15 protein-coding genes are annotated in these 23,615 nt (G+C 40.7%); 9 read left to right on the plus strand and 6 right to left on the minus strand.

The features are described 5' to 3' along the window. Positions 1-71: 71 nt before the first annotated feature. Together IPJ53_16005 and IPJ53_16010 are read right to left on the minus strand one after the other, a co-directional pair. On the minus strand, positions 72-5,591 hold the full coding sequence (locus IPJ53_16005) for a DUF3494 domain-containing protein (GenBank protein ID MBK7800607.1): 5,520 nt from the start codon (positions 5,589-5,591) through the stop codon (positions 72-74). Between the two features lie 188 nt (positions 5,592-5,779). Then, positions 5,780-10,204, minus strand: coding sequence for a T9SS type A sorting domain-containing protein (locus tag IPJ53_16010; GenBank protein ID MBK7800608.1), 4,425 nt, complete (start codon positions 10,202-10,204; stop codon positions 5,780-5,782). A 543-nt stretch (positions 10,205-10,747) separates the two neighbouring features. Between IPJ53_16010 and IPJ53_16015 the strand changes: the two genes are divergently transcribed. From IPJ53_16015 to IPJ53_16040, 6 genes are all read left to right on the plus strand, one after another. Then, positions 10,748-11,566, plus strand: a complete 819-nt coding sequence (locus IPJ53_16015; GenBank protein ID MBK7800609.1) for a MotA/TolQ/ExbB proton channel family protein — start codon at positions 10,748-10,750, stop codon at positions 11,564-11,566. A 19-nt stretch (positions 11,567-11,585) separates the two neighbouring features. Next, positions 11,586-12,188: a biopolymer transporter ExbD gene (locus IPJ53_16020; GenBank protein MBK7800610.1), complete on the plus strand. Its 603-nt coding sequence runs from the start codon at positions 11,586-11,588 to the stop codon at positions 12,186-12,188. A 30-nt stretch (positions 12,189-12,218) separates the two neighbouring features. Next, a complete protein-coding gene (locus IPJ53_16025; protein MBK7800611.1) occupies positions 12,219-12,791 on the plus strand; it encodes a biopolymer transporter ExbD in 573 nt (190 codons plus the stop codon). Between the two features lie 48 nt (positions 12,792-12,839). Continuing rightward, entirely contained in the window at positions 12,840-13,664 is an 825-nt protein-coding gene (locus IPJ53_16030) for an energy transducer TonB (protein ID MBK7800612.1), read from the plus strand. 425 nt (positions 13,665-14,089) lie between these two features. Beyond that, positions 14,090-14,557 carry an SRPBCC domain-containing protein gene (locus IPJ53_16035; GenBank protein MBK7800613.1) on the plus strand — a complete coding sequence of 156 codons (468 nt, stop codon included), beginning with the start codon at positions 14,090-14,092 and terminating at the stop codon, positions 14,555-14,557. Between the two features lie 417 nt (positions 14,558-14,974). Beyond that, positions 14,975-15,799: an energy transducer TonB gene (locus IPJ53_16040; GenBank protein ID MBK7800614.1), complete on the plus strand. Its 825-nt coding sequence runs from the start codon at positions 14,975-14,977 to the stop codon at positions 15,797-15,799. 464 nt (positions 15,800-16,263) lie between these two features. Here IPJ53_16040 and IPJ53_16045 read toward each other — a convergent pair whose 3' ends face one another. Genes IPJ53_16045 through purH form a run of 3 tightly spaced genes read right to left on the minus strand, consistent with a single transcriptional unit; the run spans position 16,264 to position 19,805 of the window. After that, a complete protein-coding gene (locus IPJ53_16045) occupies positions 16,264-17,592 on the minus strand; it encodes a hypothetical protein (protein ID MBK7800615.1) in 1,329 nt (442 codons plus the stop codon). Then, entirely contained in the window at positions 17,576-18,307 is a 732-nt protein-coding gene (locus tag IPJ53_16050; protein ID MBK7800616.1) for a type III pantothenate kinase, read from the minus strand. Before IPJ53_16050 ends, IPJ53_16045 begins: the two co-directional genes overlap by 17 nt. 10 nt (positions 18,308-18,317) lie before the next feature. Further along, the gene (gene purH / locus IPJ53_16055) at positions 18,318-19,805 is read right to left on the minus strand and encodes a bifunctional phosphoribosylaminoimidazolecarboxamide formyltransferase/IMP cyclohydrolase (GenBank protein ID MBK7800617.1); all 1,488 of its coding nucleotides are present in this window, start codon (positions 19,803-19,805) and stop codon (positions 18,318-18,320) included. Between the two features lie 119 nt (positions 19,806-19,924). Here purH and IPJ53_16060 point away from each other — a divergent pair, with 119 nt between their 5' ends. Further along, the gene (locus IPJ53_16060) at positions 19,925-20,254 is read left to right on the plus strand and encodes a DUF4286 family protein (protein MBK7800618.1); all 330 of its coding nucleotides are present in this window, start codon (positions 19,925-19,927) and stop codon (positions 20,252-20,254) included. On the opposite strand, the gene IPJ53_16065 is transcribed toward IPJ53_16060, so the two are convergent. After that, positions 20,247-20,714 carry an Rrf2 family transcriptional regulator gene (locus IPJ53_16065; protein ID MBK7800619.1) on the minus strand — a complete coding sequence of 156 codons (468 nt, stop codon included), beginning with the start codon at positions 20,712-20,714 and terminating at the stop codon, positions 20,247-20,249. The two genes, IPJ53_16060 and IPJ53_16065, sit on opposite strands and share 8 nt — an antisense overlap. A 283-nt stretch (positions 20,715-20,997) precedes the next feature. Between IPJ53_16065 and IPJ53_16070 the strand changes: the two genes are divergently transcribed. Then, positions 20,998-21,474, plus strand: coding sequence for a cytochrome c (locus IPJ53_16070; GenBank protein MBK7800620.1), 477 nt, complete (start codon positions 20,998-21,000; stop codon positions 21,472-21,474). Positions 21,475-21,555: 81 nt separating this feature from the next. After that, positions 21,556-23,535 (plus strand): Sec-dependent nitrous-oxide reductase, encoded by a 1,980-nt coding sequence (gene nosZ / locus IPJ53_16075; protein MBK7800621.1) that lies wholly within the window; start codon positions 21,556-21,558, stop codon positions 23,533-23,535. The last annotated feature ends 80 nt before the right edge of the window (positions 23,536-23,615 follow it).

Here is a 23,615-nt window from a genome sequence, read left to right on the forward strand (position 1 = left end):
CTAGAACAGGAAATGCAAAAAAAAAGGGGGTTGAAATCAACCCCCTTTTAAATCTAATTTTTACCATCAATTTATTCCAAAATAACCATCTTTCTGGTCTGTGTATTGGTATCAAAATCTACCTGATAATAATACACTCCTGACGTTCCCAACATGGATTTTTCAATTATCCATTCTTGATATCCTTTACCCAGTTCCTTTGCACTGCGGAAATATACTTTTCCCGTCATGTCGTAGATCGTTAATTTTACTTCTCCCTTCTCAGGAAGTAACATTCCGATCACGGTCGTTCCGTTCCATGGATTCGGCTCATTCTGCAACAACACAAACTCGTTTTGAAGTTTGCCCTGTGACCTCAACTCTATCCTGCCTTCCTCCAATCCTTCTCCTATACTCAACGCCGGTGTGATGCTGCTGCCTATGTGCATCACATCTGATACCCGTGCATCTGCTTTGGCTCTCACTTTCACCGTAAATAATTTCTCTCCGCTCTTTGAACTGCCATCCCAGCTGAAGGTGATTTTTCCTTCATTCGCCTTGTGCATGCTGTAATGTTCTTCTCCAAAATGATTACTTCTGTTGCCGCTCACTTCCATCACTTCCATCATCTCTGCATTCCACTCCATCGTCATCTGGAAGCCTCTGAACTGGTCTATGTTGCTGGAGTTGAATTCTATCTCATACACATTTCCTTTCTTCATCTCCTCATCTCTGTAGCTCAGATCCATTACCTTGCCACTTCGGCTCGTTGTGTTTTGATATCCGCGCGTCTTGGCTGATTCATTCACATCTCCCACTTTGATCCCGATGAAATTTCCTACTGTATTCGATGACATCGTTGGTATGTTGTACACTTCCGGGAAATTCTCCGTTAACGCACTCTCCGCACTTCCAAAACTGTAATACTCATCCACAAATCTCCAGCTCGTATTGCCACTGATCTCTTGTGTCAAGCCTAATATCAACTTCCTAAGATCTGCGATGTCACGCGCTGTCACTGTCTTGCTTCTGTTTACATCCGCTGCTACCATTTTGTATGGTGAGGTGATTGGCTCTGTGCCAAGTATGTGCTTTTGTATTTTTACAATGTCCGCTGTACTGATGCCATTCAACCAGTCATCGTTCTTCCCCGGTTTTACTGCATAAGATCCGCCCGTTGCGATTGGACCAAATGTATATTCCCCTTCAAAGTTCGTACTCGTCGCAGGCATCGTCGATTGCTCTAACAACACCCCTACTTTCTCTACTTTACTTCCTCCCTCTGTTTTGATTTGTCCGTTTACTCGAACATTCAAAGTCTGTGGACATTGTGGCTCACTCTGAGGATTGTCCCAGATGATGATCACTGTCTTGCACACGGACGTATTACCATTGATATCTGTTACCCACAGTTCCACATTTCTTGGTCCTATGCTGTCGCAGGTATACGTTCTGGATTTATCATTCGTATCCGCACTGAAACTAAAGGTCACCGGATAACCGCAGCTGTGGCCTGAGTTTACATTCAGGTCGCTGGCCCATACCACCGCCATCTTCGTGTCCGGAGTACCGTTTCCATCCGTATCCATCCCTGTCAATCCAATGGACAAATCACGGTGACAATAAGCCGTCGGTGATTTGCAATTCAGCAGATTAACCTCAGACTGACATTTGGCAGTATTGCCACAGCGGTCTTCCACTTCCCATTTGATGATGTGTCTGCCTAATGGCCATGTTCCACTTGCTGTATTGTCGCCTATTGTGGCTCTTTCTATATCGATCGTGCCATCGCTGTTCAAATCTACTTTGTAGCGGAACAACAATTCCGATACATCTGTACAATCATCGATCGCTTCTATGCTCAGACTGATCGGGATCGGTCTGCATTGTACATCGTAACTGCAGATCGTCGTATCACGACATAATTTCGTGATGATCGGATCTACCAGATTGCTCACTTTGATGATCTGTGTATCGCTGAATATTACGATGTTGTTGAACTCATCACGCTGACACCAGTCGATCAGTTTCCATACCCTGAAAATTTTAAAGCATGGATCCCCCGGTACCGTCTGTGAAAATACATGATCATGATAGCTTAATCCTATCAGGCTGCACTCATCATCCACATACGTTGGGAAATTATACGGCGCACTTAATCGCTCCGGTATCAACAGATCAGGATTGCATATGCCATTTGTATCCAGATCCGCAGGCCAGGTAATCGACAGATAACTCATCGGATGATGATTGGATATTTCTATCTTCTGTACACAGCTTGCGCTGTTACCTTGTCCGTCTGTTACCGTAAATTCTCTGATGATCAAACCCATCCCACACTGATTCATTCCACTCGTATCGATTCGCTCACTCACTCTTGGGCTACAATTGTCATACGCGATTCCATCCTGTGGATGTCCGTATATCTCATGCCAGTAAATCGGATCAATTACTATTTTCTCACGATCCGCTTCATTGTCCACTACTTTACCAAATGAAGTTCCCAAATTGTTCAGATCTATGTCAAATCTGCAATCCACGTGAATATCCGGTGGACAACTGATCAATGGAACATCTTTATCCTGTACCTCCACGCTCACCATGCACACACTTTCGTTTCCGCTTGCGTCTATTGCTTTGAAGGCTACCATGATCGTCCTGCCAACATCCTCACAACAAAAGCCAACTTCCGGACCCCAATCGTCTTCTCCAACTATGCCACACGCATCTGCATCCATCCTCCTCACTTCAAAATGATGTAAGTGACACTCATCAAAACTTCCATCGTCAAATACTTCTGCAGGCACCCAATTGATTCCTGCATCATTCAAAGCCACCACTGTTCTCCTGTCGCATATCGCCACAGGTTCTGTATCGTCTTTTACCGTCACTATCAATGTATCGGTCGTTACATTATAGCAACCATCATAGATTCGGTATATCACTGTATCTCGTCCAACTGGAAGGATTACTTTTCCGCCATTTTTTCCTATCAACGATCCTCCAGGATAACTGATGTCAACTCGCAATTTATCATGACATCTGTCATAAGCATCAATCGCAGGCAACAATACATCTGCCTCACAATCTCTGTGTCCTGTGGTCGCATCAAAATCGTATGGGCGATGCGTAATGATCGGACCTTCGGTGTCTTTGATCTGGATAAATTGTATGCCCAGAACCGTGAACTCCTGATTGCACCACCACTCTCTGGCGCGCCAGGTTCGCATGATCTTATGCACACATCCGATGTCTCCCAGATCCTGATCTTCATAATCTACATACATGTTGCAGATGAAGTCTATATTCGGCCATATCTGATAACCTTCCAAGGTAGGTATCCCTGTAATGCTTGGATGCGGATTCCCGTTTGCGTCAAATCTCGAGATTCTGCTGCACTCCAAATCTACTATCTGATCCGGAAAATCTATAAGATTGATGTCCGGTCTTTCTACCCTGATCAGCTGCACACAAGTATCGCTGATGTTGCCATAGGTATCTGTAGAGATCCACGTTCTTCTTACTTCTTTTATGTATTCCGGATTACAATCCAATTTCGTGGTCAATTCATCCAGTAGGGTCACCGTATATCTGCTGCAATCTTCTATCACAGCCGGATTGGCTGCATTCAAATTGAATTGAATACAACTCATGTCTTGATCCCTGCAGATAATCTCTGGGGCCAGTTTATCTTCTATCGTTATATAGGACCAGCAAGAATTGCCGGTCGTGATATCTGTTATAGTTGCAATAATTGTTTTTCCCAAATAATGCGAATCCACTGGATTTGGAATTGGGTGATTGTTATAACTTAATGCTATCTTAAAAACATCATAACAAGCGTAATAACCGGTCAACAGCATTTCCGGTGTAATGGTCACTTCACAATTCTGATCAAGTGATACATTCACATTTTTACTGGAAAGGCTGGATGATCCAAGCACATTGACTGTAAAAGAACATTCAGCGATGCTTCCGCATGCATCCATGGCCTGATAAACGTTGGTGGTTACACCCGGAGGATATGGATTTCCACTCGGAATTCCTGCGAGTCTTCTAACTTGAAGTCCACCTTCAAATTCTATGACATATCTTCTAAATAACAAGGAAGGAGAATCAAACCATCTGCCACCTACAGGATCCCAATACCAAACAAAATCGCCGGGGATGATACCCGGTTGACCTGGACCCCAATTGGTATAATTGACCGGTTCTTCAGTAACCCATTTGAATTTATCTTGAGATGGACTATATCGCATGCCTATCCAATATTGATTGTTGGCAAGGCCCGGCGTAAAAGGAATATTATTCATGAGGAAAGAATTCTCTGCACCATCTTCAATGGTAACTAAATGTCCTCCTAAAGCAGTAGCCATTTCATTGGCTTGAAGCCAATGTAAATGATTGCCGGCTCCCGGAGGTGAGATAAAATAAGTATTCCCATTGTAAAGTCCGATGAATTGGAAACCCGGAATATTCAAACTGGTCTGTATACTATTATCTGTGGCAGTCACATTGTAACAATACACCCTATTACAATCCATACTGTCCAGATACAAAGTAGTATTAGGTGGACAGGTGATGGTAGGAGCTGTCTGATCAATGACCGTATAAGTTACTACACAAGACGTTGAATGCCCGCCTTGATCAGAAACAGTATAGGTTCTTGTCAGGACATAAGCTGAAGCAACACAACCTGAGCCGCTAGAACTTTGAGAGATAGCAACAGAAGTTGTACCACAAGAAGTATTCACCCTTACATCAGATGGAACACCGACAGGAATGCTGCTGATGGACTGAAAGGTTCCGCCAGAAGGGTTTGGGCATGTAACATCTAGCTGGCACAGGCAATTATTGGACAAAGTTACCACGTTTGTATTGGTGGAAATAGCTCCTGCAGTGGAAAGTCCTCTGCCTAGAAGTGATGCTCCAAAGCCAAAGTTAATTGCTCCATTTGCAAGAACAGTACCTCGGAAAATTGTGCCATTGTGATTAAACGCTCCATTGATTTGCCAATACACATTGCACAAGTCGGCACCATTTATGAGCGTAATAGTTGAACCTGGATTAGTAGACAAAGCACCGTCAATTTGAAAAATAAATATCGCGTTCGGATTGCCTCCTCCATCTAAGGTTAAATTTGCATTCAATACGGCCGCAGTGGATATGCAATAGATGTTAGGTCCAAGAATCTGACCGTTGCCCAATGGAGTTGTCAAAACTGACCCGCAGGTAAGACTCGCCAAAAAGGCATATGCATTCGCCACATCAATTGCAGTCTGAACCGAGACGGGGTCTGTCACATGTACAGCACCAATATGAGTTCCTGGAGGGCTGAAGGCCCCAACATTTGTGCCAATATCACCAATTACATTAGATGCTGGATCCCCGTTAAAAGCACCAACGGCAGTAAAGAGAGCAAAAGTGGAGGCAGTACCTAAGTTGGGGGCTTGCCCAAAACCAGTACGAGTACCAATTAAAAGCAAAATCAATGTCAGTAAACTTTGACTATAAAATTTCAATCGAAATTTAAGGTCATGCAATCTTTTAATAAAAAGACTTGGTTTGGTACCAAATCGCAAGACCTGGTTCAAGAAAGTTGTGGTTTTCATTAAATGCAAAATTTAGATTAACATCTAAATCCGATTTAATTCTTGAGAAGTCTGAATTTGAGGGCTGTCGAAATACTGAGCAAATATATAAAAAATATTTAATATTTATTTTAATATATTATGTTCATAAAAAAGGCGGGAGAAATCTCCCGCCTTCTGTAGCTTTTCTTATGTATTCTTCCTTCGAATTACTCTAGTATAACCATCTTTCTGGTCTGTGTATTGGTATCAAAATCTACCTGATAATAATACACGCCTGACGTACCCAACATGGATTTTTCAATGATCCATTCCTGATATCCTTTGCTCAGTTCCTTTGCACTGCGGAAATATACTTTTCCGGTCATGTCGTAGATCGTTAATTTTACTTCTCCTTTCTCAGGAAGTAACATTCCGATCACAGTCGTCCCGTTCCATGGATTCGGCTCATTCTGCAACAACACAAACTCGTTTTGCAGTTTGCCCTGTGACCTCAACTCTATCCTGCCTTCCTCCAATCCTTCTCCTATGCTCAGCGCCGGTGTGATGCTGCTGCCTATGTGCATCATATCTGATACACGTGCGTCTGCTTTCGCTCTTACTTTCACCGTAAACAGTCGCTCTCCACTCTTTGAACTGCCATCCCAGCTGAAGGTGATTTTTCCTTCATTCGCCTTGTGCATACTGTAATGTTCTTCTCCAAAATGATTACTTCTGTTGCCGGTCACTTCCATCACTTCCATCATCTCTGCATTCCACTCCAACGTCATCTGGAAACCTCTGAACTGATCTATGTTGCTTGAGTTAAATTCTATCTCATACACATTTCCTTTCTTCATCTCCTCATCACGGTAACTCAAATCCATCACCTTGCCACTTCGGCTCGTTGTGTTTTGATATCCCCGCGTCTTGGCTGATTCATTCACATCTCCCACTTTGATCCCGATGAAATTTCCTACTGTATTCGATGACATCGTCGGTATGTTGTACACTTCCGGGAAATTCTCCGTAAGCGCTCCCTCCGCACTTCCAAAACTGTAATACTCATCTACAAATCTCCAGCTCGTGTTGCCACTGATCTCTTGTGTCAAGCCTAATATCAACTTCCTAAGATCTGCGATGTCTCGCGCCGTAACAGTCTTGCTTTTATTTACATCTGCCGCTACCATTTTGTATGGTGAGGTGATCGGCTCTGTACCCAATATATGCTTCTGTATTTTTACAATGTCCGCTGTACTGATGCCATTCAACCAGTCATCGTTCTTACCCGGTTTTACTGCATACGATCCACCTGTTGCGATTGGACCAAATGCATATTCCCCTTCAAAGTTCGTACTCGTGGCAGGCATCGTGGATTGTTCCAGCAACACTCCTACTTTCTCTACTTTACTTCCTCCTTCTGTTTTGATTTGTCCGTTTACATTCACATTCAACGTCTGTGGACATTGTGGCTCACTCTGCGGGTTGTCCCAGATGATGATCACGGTCTTACACACTGACGTATTTCCATTGATATCCGTTACCCACAGTTCCACATTTCTCGGTCCTATGCTGTCGCAGGTATACGTTCTGGATTTATCATTCGTATCCGCACTGAAACTAAAGGTCACCGGATAACCGCAGCTGTGGCCTGAGTTTACATTCAGGTCGCTGGCCCATACCACCGCCATCTTCGTATCCGGAGTACCGTTTCCATCCGTATCCATCCCTGTCAATCCAATGGATAAATCACGGTGACAATATGCCGTCGGTGATTTGCAATTCAACAAGTTCACTACGGACTGACATTTTGCGGTGTTGCCACATCGGTCTTCCACTTCCCATTTAATGATGTGTCTGCCTAATGGCCATGTACCGCTTGCTGTATTGTCTCCTATCGTAGCTCTTTCTATATCGATCGTTCCATCACTGTTTAAATCTACTTTGTAGCGGAACAACAATTCCGATACATCCGTACAATCATCGATCGCTTCTATGCTCAGGCTGATCGGGATCGGTCTGCATTGTACATCGTAACTGCAGATCGTCGTATCACGACACAATTTGGTAATGATCGGATCTACCAGATTGCTCACCTTGATGATCTGTGTATCGCTGAATATTACAATGTTGTTGAACTCATCACGCTGACACCAGTCAATCAGTTTCCATACCCTGAAAATTTTAAAGCATGGATCCCCCGGTACTGTCTGTGAAAATACATGATCATGATAGCTTAAACCTATCAGGCTGCATTCATCATCTACATACGTTGGAAAATTATACGGTGCACTCAATCGTTCAGGGATCAACAAATCCGGATTGCAAATTCCATTTGTATCCAGATCCGCAGGCCAGGTAATCGACAGATAGGTCATCGGATGATGATTCTGTATTTCTATGCTCTGCACACAGCTTGCACTGTTGCCCTGTCCGTCCGTTACCGTAAATTCTCTGATGATCAGACCCATTCCACACTGATTCATTCCACTCGTATCTATCCGCTCACTCACTCTTGGGCTACAATTGTCATAAGCGATTCCATCCTGAGGATGTCCGTTTATAATATGCCAGTAAATCGGATCTATTACTATTTTCTCACGATCCGCTTCATTGTCCACTACTTTGCCAAATGAGGTCCCCAAATTATTCAGGTCTATGTCAAATCTGCAATCCACCAAGATATCCGGTGGACAACTGATCAATGGAACATCTTTATCCTGTACCTCCACGCTCACCATGCACACACTTTCGTTTCCGCTTGCGTCTATTGCTTTGAAGGCTACCATGATTGTTCTTCCCACATCTTCACAACAAAAGCCAACTTCCGGACCCCAATCGTCTTCCCCTACTATTCCACATGCATCTGCATCCATTCTCCTCACTTCAAAATGATGTAAGTGACACTCATCAAAACTTCCATCGTCAAATACTTCTGCAGGCACCCAATTGATTCCTGCATCATTCAACGCCACCACTGTTCTCCTGTCGCATATCGCCACAGGTTCTGTATCGTCTTTTACTGTCACTATCAATGTATCGGTCGTTACATTATAGCAACCGTCATAGATTCTGTATATCACCGTATCTCGTCCTACTGGAAGGATTACTTTTCCGCCATTTTTTCCTATCAACGATCCTCCAGGATAACTGATGTCAACTCGCAATTTATCATGACATCTGTCATAAGCATCTATCGCAGGCAACAATACATCTGCTTCACAATCTCTGTGTCCTGTGGTCGCATCAAAATCGTATGGGCGATGCGTAATGATCGGACCTTCAGTGTCTCTGATCTGGATAAATTGTATGCCCAGAACCATGAACTCCTGATTGCACCACCATTCTCTGGCTCGCCAGGTACGCATGATCTTATGCACACATCCGATGTCGCCAAGATCCTGGTCTTCATAATCTACATACATGTTGCAGATGAAGTCTATATTCGGCCATATCCTATAACCTTCCAAGGTAGGTATCCCTGTAATGCTCGGATGAGGATTCCCGTTTGCGTCAAATCTCGAGATTCTGCTGCACTCCAGATCTACTATCTGATCCGGAAAATCTATAAGATCGATGTCCGGTCTTTCTACTCTGATCACCTGTACACAGGTGTCGCTGATATTTCCATAGGTATCCGTAGATATCCAGGTCCTTCTTACTTCTTTTATGTATTCCGGATTGCAATCCAGTTTCGTCGTCAACTCATCCAGTAAGGTCACCGTGTATCTGCTGCAATCTTCGATCACTGCAGGATTGGCTGCATTCAAATTGAATTGAATACAACTCATGTCCTGATCCCTGCAGATAATCTCAGGGGCCAGTTTATCTTCTATCGTTATATAGGACCAGCAAGAATTGCCGTTTAATGTATCGGTCACCTTACCAATGATGGTCTTACCCAAATAATGCGAATCCACCGGATTTGGAATTGGGTGATTGTAATGACTTAATTCAATAATTTTAAAATCAGGACATGTTCCACCAGTCAACAACATTTCTGGTGTAATGGTCACTTCACAATTCTGATCCAGGGATACATTTACGTTCTTACAGGAAAGAACATCATTGTTTGGATTCAAACTGATACCAAATTCTCCAATTGCAAATCCTCCAGCTACAGGTGAGGCATTTACCGTAATGGTTGTTAAAAGACATTGTGCCCCGGTTGTATAAAAGCCATAATAAGTCGCACCTGCATTCCCTACAACTGCTATAGGTCCTGAAGAGGTCCCATCGTTTGCTGTTGCGGTAATGGTGGCTGCACCAAAATCATTCCCTTCTATATAAAGATAGAAGGCTCTTGTATCAGGTGGCAAGGTAAGCGTTACTGTATTGGCATTTGTATAGTACACATCGCCTAAATATCCATGACTCCATGTAGCCCAGCCTTGGCTGACCCTAACATGAAACAACGATGAAGAAAAAAGCAGTGGACTCTTGCAATCAAATCCTGGCAAAACTGAGGTTTCAGCAGCACCTAATGGCCTTGAATCAGGATTGAATGAGTAAACTGGTATTCCTCCAAGAGTATTTGGCGGAGCCGAAGTTCCGGGACTACCGTCAAAAACTATTCCTGCAAAAACAGGTGAAAAGAAAGAAACCCAGATAGTAAACTGGAGTAGAAGTGTGTGAATCTGTTTTATAGAATACATAGCAAAAGCGTTTGTTTAAACCAATTAAACGCTAATACTCGCTATGATCTAAAGAACTGCTATTGCCCTTGGGTGGCATTAATTCAGGGCAAATATACATATTTATTATATATTATAGAAAAAACGAATATTTATTTTAAATTTTTTTTAATTGGCCGGATAACTTACCGGGAATCTATTTAAATCAGCCCTATCAAATCTTTGAATGAGTGGAATGTCTTTTTAATAGAAATTAAACTTGATCAGGGCAGGACAGAATACTGTTTAAGGTCATTTTTTGGCTTTCCAACAAATTATTAATCCGTCACATATATATAGGTATGATTAACAATAATTAAAAAATTAAATTTTTCAATACAGTAAATTATTAAAATTTTATTCACATTGAATCCACCTTTTTCTTAACAAAACGTTTTATTATTACGCCTCGAAACGCCAACAAGGTAGATTTGTAGGCCTGTGTCCTTTTTGTATCCTGTTGGCTTTTATTATTTAAAATCATTCTTAAATCAAAAATTTCATTAAACGGTTAATTTTCAGATTATGAGCAATCAAAAAACCAGTACTGCAACCCCAGGTAAGTTCAGTGGCATGTTTGCCGCAGCTATTATTCCGATAGCACTTGTTTTGGGTATTTTTATATTTAAATTTATTCTTGGCGACCCAAGCCATTTTGAAGGAGGAGACCCGACCAAACATCCTCATCCGGGTGATTATTTGGGAATGATGTACAAGGGAGGAATTCTGGTACCCATACTTATGGCCGTTTTCATCATCGTTGTTTGTGTGATCATCGAACGGATGTATACATTGAGCGTTGCGAGCGGAAAAGGTTCTATACCAAGTTTTGTCAGAAAGATTAAATCATTGTTAGATGGAAATCAGGTGGACGCTGCCATAGCTGAATGTGACAAACAAAAAGGTTCTGTTGCAAATGTTATTCGCGAAGCTCTTCACAAGTACAAAGAAATGTCATCCAACCAAGGTCTGGACAAGGAGCAAAAAGTTTTGGCCATCCAAAAAGAAATTGAAGAAGCCACTTCTCTTGAATTACCCATGCTGGAAAAGAACCTGGTAATTTTGGCAACCATCTCTTCTGTTGCAACCCTTTTGGGTCTACTTGGAACAGTATTTGGAATGATCAGAGCCTTCTCTGCAATTGCGACAGCAGGTGCTCCTGATGCGGTAGCTCTTTCTACAGGTATTTCTGAAGCCTTGATTAATACTGCACTGGGTATTTCATCTTCTGCAATCGCTGTAATTTCTTACAATTACTTCACCACCAGAATAGACGGACTTACTTATGGTATTGATGAAGCAGGTTTCAGCATTGCTCAAAACTTTGCTTCCAAAAACTCTTAATCTAAACTGAAGCATAACCATGCCTAAAGTTAAAATTCCTCGGAAAAGCACCACCATTGACATGACTGCCATGTGCGATGTGGCCTTCCTACTACTTACTTTTTTTATCCTGACAACTAAATTCAGAGCGCAGGAAGTGGTACAAATAGAAATTCCGCCATCCACTGCTCAGGTGCCAATTCCTGACAAGGACATCATGATGTTTAACATCGCTACTGATGGTAGAATTTTCTTCGGTCTGGATGATCAAAATACCAGATTGAAATTGTTGGATCGCTTGGCTGCTGCCTACCAGATTGAATTTACCCCTAAGCAAAAAGATGCTTTCCGGACTCTCGAATTATGGGGAATGGACATCAGATTGCTACCTGGGTTTTTGGATAAAGAACCTAATGAAAGAGCCAACACCATTCAACCTGGATTAAAAATTGACACAACAGGTGGTGCACAGATAGAAGACTTGATTTTGTTTTCCAGACAGGAAAACAACAATCTCAGAATTGCCATCAAGGCAGATAAAGCTACAGAGTACAAGTCGTTTGATAAACTGATAGAAGCACTTCAAAACCGTAAGGTGAACAAGTTCAACATCGTTACCTCAGCGCGTGCAGGAAAAGAATAATTTTTGTAAGAGCATAAATACTAAATAAAAATGGCTGAAATGAATATCCCCCAGGGCGGGGGTAAGAAAGGTCACAAAAAAGTAAGGTCTAAAAAAATGTCCACCAGAGTGGACCTCACTGCGATGGTGGATCTTGGATTCTTGCTCATCACATTCTTTATGTTGGCTACCACCTTCAATAAGCCAAAAACTATGGAGGTAAATAAACCAGCCAAAGAAGATAAGATTGATAAAAAAGATGAACCACCTATAAAAATGTCAAAAACGGTGAGCCTAATGCTCGGCGACAACGACAAGGTTTATTGGTACATCTCTCCCGATGAAATTGATGCCAATACCCAGTTAACACTTGATAGTGTTGACTACAGTTCTACCGGGTTGAGAAAAGTAATCCAACGCCGACAAAGCGAAGTTCAGGCACAATGGGGTAAAAAAGACGACTTGTTTGTGATGATTAAACCACTTCCTAAGAGTAAGGTGAAAAATACAGTGGATGTATTGGATGAGATGACCATAAATGGCGTTACCAGATACGCCATACTTCAACCAAATGATCCTATTGATTCACTGGTTGCTCTAAAAGTTGGTCAATCAAGGAAATAATTTTAATAAATGATTGTTATTCTAATAAGTGACTAAAAAACAATAAACATGGCAGACAATCAAATTCTCAAATACGCCATGGACGACATCGTCTTTGAGAACCGTAACAAGACTTACGGTGCGTACTTTTTGAGAAGGCTTTATGATAAAAATATGACCAGGGCCATCATCATTGGAAGCATTCTGGCACTCTTGCTGATTTCGATGCCAATGATCCTGAAGGCAGTGAGGGAAATGATGCCTACCGAAAAGGAAGACTTATCCATGAGGGAGATAACTCTTGCCGAGCCACCTCCAATTGACCCCAACAAGCCTCCTCCTCCTCCTCCTCCAAAAGTGGATCCTCCGCCTATTAAAGACCAAATCAAATTCATTCCTCCAAAAGTTATGAAAGATGAAGAAGTCAAGGAAGAAGAACCACCACCACCAACGATTGAAGAAATTAAAGACAAAGACATCTCTACTGAAAATCGTAAAGGGGAAGAAGGCGGTGTGGACGCATCACTTGTTGAAGCTCCTCCTCCTCCAGTGATGGAAGAGGAAAAGAAAGAAGAAGAGCCTTTCAAATTTGTAGAACAAATGCCAGAATTTCCGGACGGTGCTGCGGCCATGATGAAGTACATTCAATCCAACCTAAAATATCCTGCAATAGCCCGTGAAAACGACATTCAGGGTACGGTGGTAGTTCAGTTTGTGGTGACCAAGAGTGGTGACATCACAAAAGTCACCATCGCACGCGGTATTGGTGGAGGTTGTGATGAAGAAGCTGCAAGGGTAGTAAGATCAATGCCTAACTGGAAACCCGGCAAACACAATGGTAGAGCGGTGCCGGTAAATTTTACGCTTCCAATTAAATTTAAACTGGAAGGGTAATGCCGGATTCCTTAAGGAAAGGATTTCTATTGCTCTTAGGCATATCGTATGTAGGTTTGGGAATTTTCCTTTTTTATCGAAAAGTCCTGGATCTTTTTCCTTGGGATCAGCTATTAGCAGGTCTGTTTGTATTGTACGGATGTTGGCGTGTATACCGCGCAATTAAAATATAAAATCGGATTTAACTTTTTAATCCTGCAAGAAAACTTGCAGGATTTTTTTTCATAAACCCATTATATGCATTAGGATTTCTATTCCAAGTCAAAATACCTTCAAATACAAGCACTTCCTCGATTTTTCTCCAGCACCATAGGATTCCACTATGGCTAGTCAAAAAATCTTGCGGGAGCGCTTTTCTTTATTGGTCTTTTGCCTTTCATAACGAAACCCTAATGCATAAAATGGGATAAAAAATAGACACTGATATGGCTGAGGAAAAAATTATTAAGAACACCATTCAAATCATTGCCACTCCTTCCAAAGTGTGGGATGCTTTAGTGAATCCCGATAAAACTAAAAAATATATGTTCGGATGTGAGACAGTGTCGGATTGGAAAGTGGGCAGTTCGCTGCTGTGGAAAGGGGAATACAATGGACAATCAATCGTATTTGTAAAAGGAAATATCATTGCCATTGATCCGGGAAAATTTTTGGCCTATACAGTTATTGATCCAAACAATAACGAAATACCGGACCTTCCTGAAAATTATTTAACCGTGACTTACAGTTTGATTCAAGAAGACCATCATACTACTTTAACGGTAACTCAGGGAGACTATTCCAAAGTTGCCGAGGGAGAAAAAAGATATCAAGAGTCTTACAACAATGGAGAAGGATGGAATCCAATATTAGTCCAAATTAAAAATTTAGTTGAATCTGATTCAGTACTCTAAATTTAATCAGAAAAATATTTTTTTCTATACCATGAGCTTGATGATTGTCGACTATTACAAAGTCTAATGGTACAACTCTCCCTTTTGAATTGATTCAACACCCAACAGACACTCGACAGTGTAGATTACTGTTTGTTTCACCGGATTGAGAAAAATAATCCAGCGCCACCTAAACAAGTTAGAGACTCAATGGGGTAAGAAAGATGAATCATTTGTGATGATTAAACCACCTCCTCATTTATAAATCATGAACATGGTGTAATCTTGAATGCAAAGACTATGAATGAAGTCAAAGTAGGTGCCATTCTCCTCCCAAATGATCCTTTTGATTAACAGATCACATTAAATTTGGTCAATCAAGTGAATGATTTTATTAAATGAACGTTATCCATAATAAGGACATAAAAAACAAAAATCATGGTAAGCAATCAAGTTATTAAATACGACATGGACGACATCGTCTTTGAGAACCGCAACAAGACTTACGGTGCGTACTTTTTGAGAAGGCTTTATGATAAAAATATGAACAGGGCCATCCTCATTGGATCTGTTCTGGCTATTTTGCTGGTCTCTACACCTATGATCTTGAAGGCATTGAGGGAATTGATGCCTACCGAAAAGAAAGACTTATCCTCTAAGGAAATTTTCCTTTCCGACCCACCTCCTATTGATCCCAAAAACCCGCCACCACCACCACCGCCTAAAATAGATCCTCCGCCTATTAAGGACCAAATCAAATTCATTCCTCCAAAAGTTATGAAAGATGAAGAAGTCAAAGAAGAAGAACCGCCGCCACCAACGATAGAAGAAATTAAAGACAAAGACATCTCCACAGAAAATCGTAAAGGAGAAGAAGGTGGTGTGGACGCTTCACTTGTAGAAGCACCTCCTCCTCCGGTGATGGAAGAAGAAAAGAAAGAAGAGGAGCCTGCCAAATTTGTAGAACAAATGCCTGAATTTCCGGATGGTGCTGCAGCCATGATGAAGTACATTCAATCCAATCTAAATTATCCTGCAATAGCCCGCGAAAACGACATCCAGGGTACTGTGGTAGTTCAGTTTGTGGTGACCAAGAGTGGCAACATCACAAAAGTTACCATCGCGCGCGGTATAGGAGGAGGGTGTGATGAAGAAGCTGCAAGGGTGGTAAGATCAATGCCTAACTGGAAACCAGGTAAACACAATGGAAAAGTTTTATCGGTTAGTTTTACACTTCCAATTAAATTTAAACTGGAAGGATAATGCAAGATTCCTTCAGGAAAGTATTTTTATGCTGTTCGTCTTTGTTATGAGGGTTTGGGAATTTTTCCTTTTTGAAAAGTCCTCAATCCTTTTCATTTTGATCAGACATTAGCTAGGTTCTTTGTTCTGCACGAGTGTTGGTGCGTTTACCACCCAATTAAAATATTAGAATCAGATTTACCTTTTTTGATCCTGCAAGAAAGCTTGCAGGATTTTATCTTTGAAAAACAATTAAGGAAATGGCCAAATAAAAAATAATTAAGAACACCATTCCATTTATCTCCACTGCTGATCAAAATCACAAGCTTGGTCAATCTGATGCAGTAATCTAAATTTATTATGAGAAAAATATTTTTTCTTCCATCTGATTTGAATCAAATCCTTTCGAAAATATTTTTCTTTACACAATGACAAACAAGTCACTACAATATTGCTGATCCGAAAAATTTCTTCAATCGAAATGACTAATTATATCTGCGTTTCAAAAACCATTCATTGTCATTTAATCTGAAACCTATATTAAATTTAATATACTGCTCAGAAAATAAATCTTTTGCCTGGACAAATCCAGCTTCTACCCCCAAATTAATTACAGCAGTCTGTCTTTGAAAACTAAATGGCATTGCAAGACCCAGTGTAAATGCCGTCCTGCTCAACCCTTCTCCATTTATGGAAATATACCCCGACTCGTGATAGGCACCGTAACGGTATTGGCTCCTTTTTAAAATATTACCGTATCCTGTGGTTCCGGGTCTCCACCAACCTCCGGCAGAGATTCCTACTAAATTGGTCAGTGTTCCTTTTGCACCTTCAAATAATTTAGAAGAAGTCCAATTTTCATAACTCAGGTCACACAACCATCCATATTTCTGTTTGTGATTGTAATAAACACCCACTTCTAATTTTAATGGTAAATCAGCATTGCTTGATTTATCCTTTTCATACAATAGCGTGTCAACAATTGAATTTGAAGTGTTCAAACGAGTAATGTACAAGGAAGTTTTGGACATGTTTAATTGAGATGGAGAAGTCAGATGCAGCCCAAAATTCAAACTCCTGGCTTTTATAGATTTGTCCTTATCAATCTGTTTCTGATTGAGATTTTTGGTGTAAATAACACCCAGGTCTGTGGTGAATCCGGAGGCATGAAACTGATCGTCCAAAAAATTATTGGCTACTCCGGTAAAATCATTAAAGGTGAGGGATTGATAATATTTCACATTTCCAAAAATATAACCGGCCGCTAAACCAAAGCCCCAATTTTTATAACGATACCCGAATCCAACAGAAAATCGGCTGAGTCCTCCATAACTATCCAGGATTCTGGTGGTGGATCCTATGTCATTTGCGCTGTCCTGAACCACGTAATGATAACCGGTAGTTGAAAATGGACTGAGGTCTAAACTAACTCCATAATTATGTTTATACTGCTTACGCTCTAAAACCTCATTGATGGTATTTCTTAATGGAACTCCAATATGGATATAACTGATGTTTCCGGACCAATCATCCGCCAAATTATCCGCCTTGTCAGTAATCTCTTTATACTTGGCATGAAATCCTATTTCGGCATCGGTAAGTTTGAGGAATCCAAGTGATGCAGGGTTATTTGGATTAAACTCCTCTGTATTGTAGTAGGCAACTCCCGCACCCCCACAATGTAGGGACAAAGGTGCCCGGTTTTTATTCAATTCACCGAAACCATAACGGGACAATGGCGAAAATTCAATATTCTGACCAAAAACTCCTGCAAGGAAAAGGAGGTTTATTAATAAACTAAGTAGTTTTTTCATTTGCAATTAAAATTTGATTGAGACCGTGCAAAACAAGGTAGGGCTCTTCTATAATTTCCATTTTGGAATGACGAATCAACTGTGGTGCGTCGCCACCTGTCATAACGCATTTTAGAAAACTGTATTTTGAATGAAGCTCAGTAAAATATCCCCGTATTTCATGCAATATTCCCTTTATGACACCAAGTCTAAGGGCTGAGGTGGTATCATTGCCTAAAACTTGATCTCCCACTTCTGCAAATTCCACCAAAGGCAGCCTTCCGGTAAATTCATGCATTGCCTTCCACCTCATCTTCATCCCCGGAGCAATATTACCTCCAAGAAAAGTTCCATTGGCTTCCAACAGATCAATTGTAACGCAACTTCCAGCGTTCACCAAAAGTATATTGTTCTCAGGATGTAAAAAATAAGCACCGCAAAGTGCTGCAATGCGATCCTGCCCTAAAGTCTCAGGTGTTTGGTATGACAAATGAATGGGTAACTTACTCAATCCATCGAACCGGACAGGTTGCATTAAAGATTGAATTTTTAAAAGGAATGGGTCCGTGTTTTTCCTAACGGTGGCCAGGATTGATTTTTCGTATTTGATTTCAGTTATCCAATTAAAAAAAAGCCCCTCCTCTCCCCTCTCAAAAACTCGAAATTCTTCCAGGTTTTTACCGAGAAATAGGCCACACTTCACTCTGGTGTTACCGATGTCTATAGCGAGGGTCAAGCTCAATTATTTAATGCTTAAATTGTCTGATTCCACTGAGAACCATCGATACTCCTAATTCATCCGCACGATCAATACTTTTTTGATCGTTTACAGAACCACCGGGTTGGACTATTGCTTTTATCCCGGCAGCGGCCGCAAGTTCCACACAATCAGGGAATGGGAAAAAAGCTTCTGACGCCATAACTGCCCCTTCTGTTTCAAAACCCATCCTTTTAGCTTTCTCGATCGCTTGAACGGTAGCATCCACTCTTGAGGTCTGACCACATCCCATTCCGATTAATTGAGCAGATTTCACCAGGCTTATCGCATTTGATTTTAAATGCTTTGTACATCGGGCTGCAAAAATTAAATCATCCATTTGCGTTGAAGTAGGAATTATTTTGGTCACAGGTCTCAAATCAGAAACAACCAATGAGCGTGTATCTCTTTCCTGATAAAGTTTTCCTCCAAGTGCTGACTTGGTGAGAATTTTTTGATTCGGCCAGCTCTTTATACTGAGTAAAATTCTATTTTTTCGTCCTTTTAATAAATCCAATGCAGGCTTTTCGTAATCGGGTGCAATGAGCACTTCATAGAATAACAAATCTATTTCTTTAGCCGTATCCAGATCCAATGTTTTGTTGCAGATCAGTACGCCCCCGAATGCAGAGACTGGATCTCCTGCTAAGGCATCTTTCCAGGCATCCAGTAGTGTGTTGCGAACTGAAATACCACAAACGTTATTGTGTTTTAATACTGCAAAACAAGGATTTTCATCCTTAAAATCTTCCATCAGCAACATTGCTGCATCCACATCCAGAATATTGTTGTAAGACAATTCCTTCCCCTGCAAAAATTCCAGATTCAGATCTCCCGAAAACCAAGCTTTTTGATGGGGGTTTTCGCCATAGCGTAAACTGCGGCTTTGATCCGTCCCTTCAAAATAATTTCTTATTTGGGTATCATAATGACTGGTAACTCCAAAAGCCTTTGTAGCCAAAAGTTTTCTTTCTTCTATTCGGCTAAGTGCATTACTCATTAGAATGTCTTGTAGATGTTGGTATTGTTCTTTTGAAGCTATAATGACCACATCTTTGTAATTCTTGGCTGCAGCACGTATCAATGAAATACCTCCAATATCAATTTTTTCAATAATCTCCTGTTCATCAGTAGTATTCCTAACCGTCTCTTCAAATGGATATAAATCCACTACTACCAGATCAATAACCGGAATCTGAAAATGTGCCAACTGGCTTAAATGATCTTCATTTCTAATGGCCAAAATACCGCCAAAAACCTTTGGATGAAGGGTTTTGACTCTTCCTCCAAGAATGGAAGGATATCCGGTAATGGTTTCTACACTTACAACCGGTATCCCCAATGCCTCAATGTATTCCTGGGTTCCTCCTGTAGAATAAATGACAATTCCCAGATCATGGATTAATCTGACCAATGGCTCCAGGCCGTCTTTGTTGTATACCGAAATTAGCGCAGAATTGATTCTGGTGGCGCCCATGTAAGTTTGAATTAGGAGTGCAAAGGTATAAACAAATTAGCAAGTTCATTCAGTTAACAGTCAAAAGGCAATTCCATGTATTTTTACAGATTCCTATCAATTAAACAAATAAAAAATATATGATTATTTATAATGTGACCGTAAAAATAGATAAGGACAAAACAGACGAATGGCTTCACTGGATGAAACATCATCATATTCCTGAAGTCCTCAATACCGGTTTTTTCGTTAAGTGCCGATTGTCTAAGCTTGACTTGAATGAAGAAGATGGACATACCTATGCACTGCAATATGATTGCCCATCAATGGAACATTTAAACAAGTACATGATGCTGTGTGCTCCTGAATTACAAAAAAAACACATAGAAAAATACGCTGGAAGCTTTGTAGCATTTAGAACCATTCTTCAGGTAGTAGAAGAAATTTATCCTCAGGTTTCAGTTAACTGATCAAAACAGAAGGTTTATAATTTTTATCCTTTATTTGATTGAGTAACAGATTTCTGTCATTCAACAGCAATTCTTCAAAACACGTTTTTTCTAATAATTTTCTGATTTCCGCATTTATACTGCCTACCATGTGATGCATGGGGCATGGATTGCGTGCATTGCAGGCATGAAAATTTAACACACAAGTGTTTAAGTAATCCTTAGAATCGGTTAATTCGATAATTTCAACCAATGGCGTTTTTAAGGTTGAAGGATTGAATGCAAAACCCCCGTTTGGACCTTTGTGTGATTGAATCAATTTGTTCTTTGCCAGCTTCTGCAATATTTTAGCTAAAAATGAATCCGGAACATCCAATCCTTCCGAAATGTCCTTCACCCTGAAATTTCTACCTTCCTCAAAATGTAAGGCCAGAAAAATCAAAACCTTGATGCTGTAACTGAAAGTTCTTGTAAATATCAAAAGCTGTATTTAAAAGATGAACAACAATCGAACAACGTCTTATGGTCTTAGTTTAAAAGAATTAAAAGTAGTTGACTTAAAATGACCTCTATCCTAATTCCACAAAGACATTAAACGATTTTTAGAAAATCGGGCAAATTTATTCAACTTAAAAGGAACACCCATGATAATTATCATTTTGAACGCTGGTATTTGTCATTGGGCTACAACAATGCCCTCAATACTTTTGCAATAAAAGACATAGATATCTTTTATTTTTTATCTTAGCAACAAAAATCAAATTATGAAATTAACAAACATTTTTAAAGTTTTGGCCTTGGCCTTTTTAATTACTTCTGTTTATTCTTCGTGCAGTGGAGGTGTGAAGAAAGATGTTAAGCCCATTGACGTGGAGAAGCTTACCAAAAATCAACCTGAAACTCATGGCACAGAAATCAAAGATGAGGACATCCCTATGAAGACCCCTTTAGATCAAGCGGAAGTTACCAATGGTAAAAATATCTATGATTTAAAATGCAGTGCCTGTCATAAGCTTACAGATGAAAAATTGGTGGGCCCGGGATGGCAGGGTGTGACAAAGAAAAGAAAGCCGGCCTGGATCATTAATATGATCACAAATGTGGACATGATGTTGGAAAAAGATCCCGAAGCACAGAAGCTTTTGGAACAATGTCTGGTGAGAATGCCAAATCAGAATGTAAGCCAGCCGGATGCTTTAAATCTTCTCTCATTTATGAGAAGCAATGATGGCGAAAAATAAATAATTCAATTTCTACAACGCATTAAAAGGAAAAAGGCCTTCAATAATTTTCAATCAATTATACTTCAAAAATTTATCGACATGCGAAAACAAATTTTTAAAACTGCACTCTTTTTGGCTCTGGGAGTCGTGATGATTCAAACAGCTTGCAAACCTAAAGGAATGCAAACAGCAGTCCAGGGAGATGCTGCGGTTAAAGCTTATGTACCGCCCGGACAATATGACGAATTTTACAACATTGTCTCCGGTGGTTTCAGTGGTCAAATGTCCGTATATGGACTTCCTTCCGGACGTCTCTTTAGGGTAATTCCGGTTTTTTCGGTGGATCCTGAAAAAGGGTACGGATACAGCGAAGAATCCAAAGCCATGCTCAATACTTCACATGGTTTTGTGCCCTGGGATGATTTGCACCATATTGCGCTTTCTACCACCGATGGAATCCATGATGGGAAATGGGCTTTTGGTAATGGGAACAATACCCCCAGAATTGCCCGTATAGATCTCAAAACATTCCGAACAGCCGAAATTATCGAGATTCCAAACAGCGGTGGTAACCACTCTTCTCCTTTTATTACCGAAAACACGGAGTATGTGGTAGCAGGTACCCGTTTTAGTGTACCAATGGGAGACAAACTGGATGTGCCCATTAACACATATAAAGAAAATTTCCGTGGAACCGTTAGTTTCATTTCTGCTGATAAGGAATCCGGAAATATGAAAATTGCTTTTCAGATCTTATTGCCGGGGGTGAATTTTGACCTAGCAAGAGCTGGTAAAGGAAAATCTCATGGTTGGTTCTTTTTCTCTTGTTACAACTCTGAAAGAGCCAATACTTTACTGGAGGTAAATGCTTCCCTGAAAGATAAAGATTTTGTAATGGCAGTTAACTGGAAGAAAGCAGAAGAATACGTGAAAGCCGGAAAGGGACAAAAGAGGTCAGTCAAATACGCTCATAATATTTATGATGAATCCAAGCATATGGCGACCAGTACCATCGAAAATGAGGTGATTGTCTTAGATCCGAAAGATCTTCCTGATATGGTGTATTTGATGCCATGTCCGAAATCTCCTCATGGTTGCGATACTGACCCTACAGGTGAATATATTGTCGGAAGTGGCAAGCTCGCTGCCATCATTCCTGTATTTTCATTTACCAAAATTCAGGATGCGATTGCTCAAAAAAAATATGATGGTGATTATGAAGGAATACCTGTATTAAATTATGATGCAGTGTTGCATGGTGAAGTAAAAAAGCCCGGACTAGGTCCATTGCATACCGAATTTGATGATAAAGGAAATGCATATACTTCCTTCTTCGTTTCTTCAGAAATTGTAAAATGGCGCTTAAGTGATTTGCAGGTGTTGGATAGAGTGGCAACCTACTATTCAGTTGGTCACTTATGCGTACCTGGTGGTCCTACAAAAAAACCTTGGGGTAAATATGTGATCGCTTATAATAAAATTACAAAGGACCGATACTTACCTACAGGACCGGAACTTACACAAAGCGCACAATTATTTTCCATTGATGGTGACAAAATGAAACTGTTACTAGACTTTCCAACCATTGGTGAGCCCCACTATGCGGAAGCCATCCCGGCTGAACTGTTGAAGAAGAACAGTACCAAAATTTATAAGTTGGAAGACAATAAAAATCCATATGCAGCCTTGGGTGAAAAAAATGCAAAAGTTGAACGCAAAGGAAATGAAGTCCATGTGTACATGACTTCCATTCGATCACACTTCACGCCCGACAATATTGAAGGTGTTAAACTGGGTGATGCCGTTTACTTTCATGTTACCAACTTGGAGCAGGATTGGGATGTTCCGCATGGATTTGCCGTAAAAGGAGCAAACAATGCAGAATTACTGATCATGCCGGGAGAAACTCAGACGCTGCTTTGGAAACCTGAAAGAATAGGAATATTTCCAATGTACTGTACTGACTTTTGTTCTGCACTGCATCAGGAAATGCAAGGATACATCAGAGTGAGTCCTGCCGGATCAAATGTTCCAATTTCTTTTAGCACGGGTGTTAAAAGAGAAGAAAAAGTTCAATAAATTAAAAAATGAAAATCCGAAATGGTGAGATCCCGACCCACCATTTCGGAAATTCAAATTACTCTTCAAACATTAAAAAT

Origin of the sequence: Candidatus Vicinibacter affinis (assembly GCA_016714365.1) — a bacterium.
Lineage (GTDB): Bacteria > Bacteroidota > Bacteroidia > Chitinophagales > Saprospiraceae > Vicinibacter > Vicinibacter affinis.

Excerpts from the sequence above, each read along its gene's own strand:
- nosZ (MBK7800621.1), top strand. The coding sequence starts at position 21,556 with ATGCGAAAACAAATTTTTAAAACTGCACTCTTTTTGGCTCTGGGAGTC.
- IPJ53_16060 (MBK7800618.1), top strand. The coding sequence starts at position 19,925 with ATGATTATTTATAATGTGACCGTAAAAATAGATAAGGACAAAACAGAC.
- IPJ53_16020 (MBK7800610.1), top strand. The coding sequence starts at position 11,586 with ATGCCTAAAGTTAAAATTCCTCGGAAAAGCACCACCATTGACATGACT.
- IPJ53_16030 (MBK7800612.1), top strand. The coding sequence starts at position 12,840 with ATGGCAGACAATCAAATTCTCAAATACGCCATGGACGACATCGTCTTT.
- IPJ53_16035 (MBK7800613.1), top strand. The coding sequence starts at position 14,090 with ATGGCTGAGGAAAAAATTATTAAGAACACCATTCAAATCATTGCCACT.
- IPJ53_16015 (MBK7800609.1), top strand. The coding sequence starts at position 10,748 with ATGAGCAATCAAAAAACCAGTACTGCAACCCCAGGTAAGTTCAGTGGC.
- IPJ53_16040 (MBK7800614.1), top strand. The coding sequence starts at position 14,975 with ATGGTAAGCAATCAAGTTATTAAATACGACATGGACGACATCGTCTTT.
- purH (MBK7800617.1), bottom strand. The coding sequence starts at position 19,805 with ATGGGCGCCACCAGAATCAATTCTGCGCTAATTTCGGTATACAACAAA.
- IPJ53_16005 (MBK7800607.1), bottom strand. The coding sequence starts at position 5,591 with ATGAAAACCACAACTTTCTTGAACCAGGTCTTGCGATTTGGTACCAAA.
- IPJ53_16025 (MBK7800611.1), top strand. The coding sequence starts at position 12,219 with ATGGCTGAAATGAATATCCCCCAGGGCGGGGGTAAGAAAGGTCACAAA.
- IPJ53_16010 (MBK7800608.1), bottom strand. The coding sequence starts at position 10,204 with ATGTATTCTATAAAACAGATTCACACACTTCTACTCCAGTTTACTATC.
- IPJ53_16070 (MBK7800620.1), top strand. The coding sequence starts at position 20,998 with ATGAAATTAACAAACATTTTTAAAGTTTTGGCCTTGGCCTTTTTAATT.
- IPJ53_16045 (MBK7800615.1), bottom strand. The coding sequence starts at position 17,592 with ATGAAAAAACTACTTAGTTTATTAATAAACCTCCTTTTCCTTGCAGGA.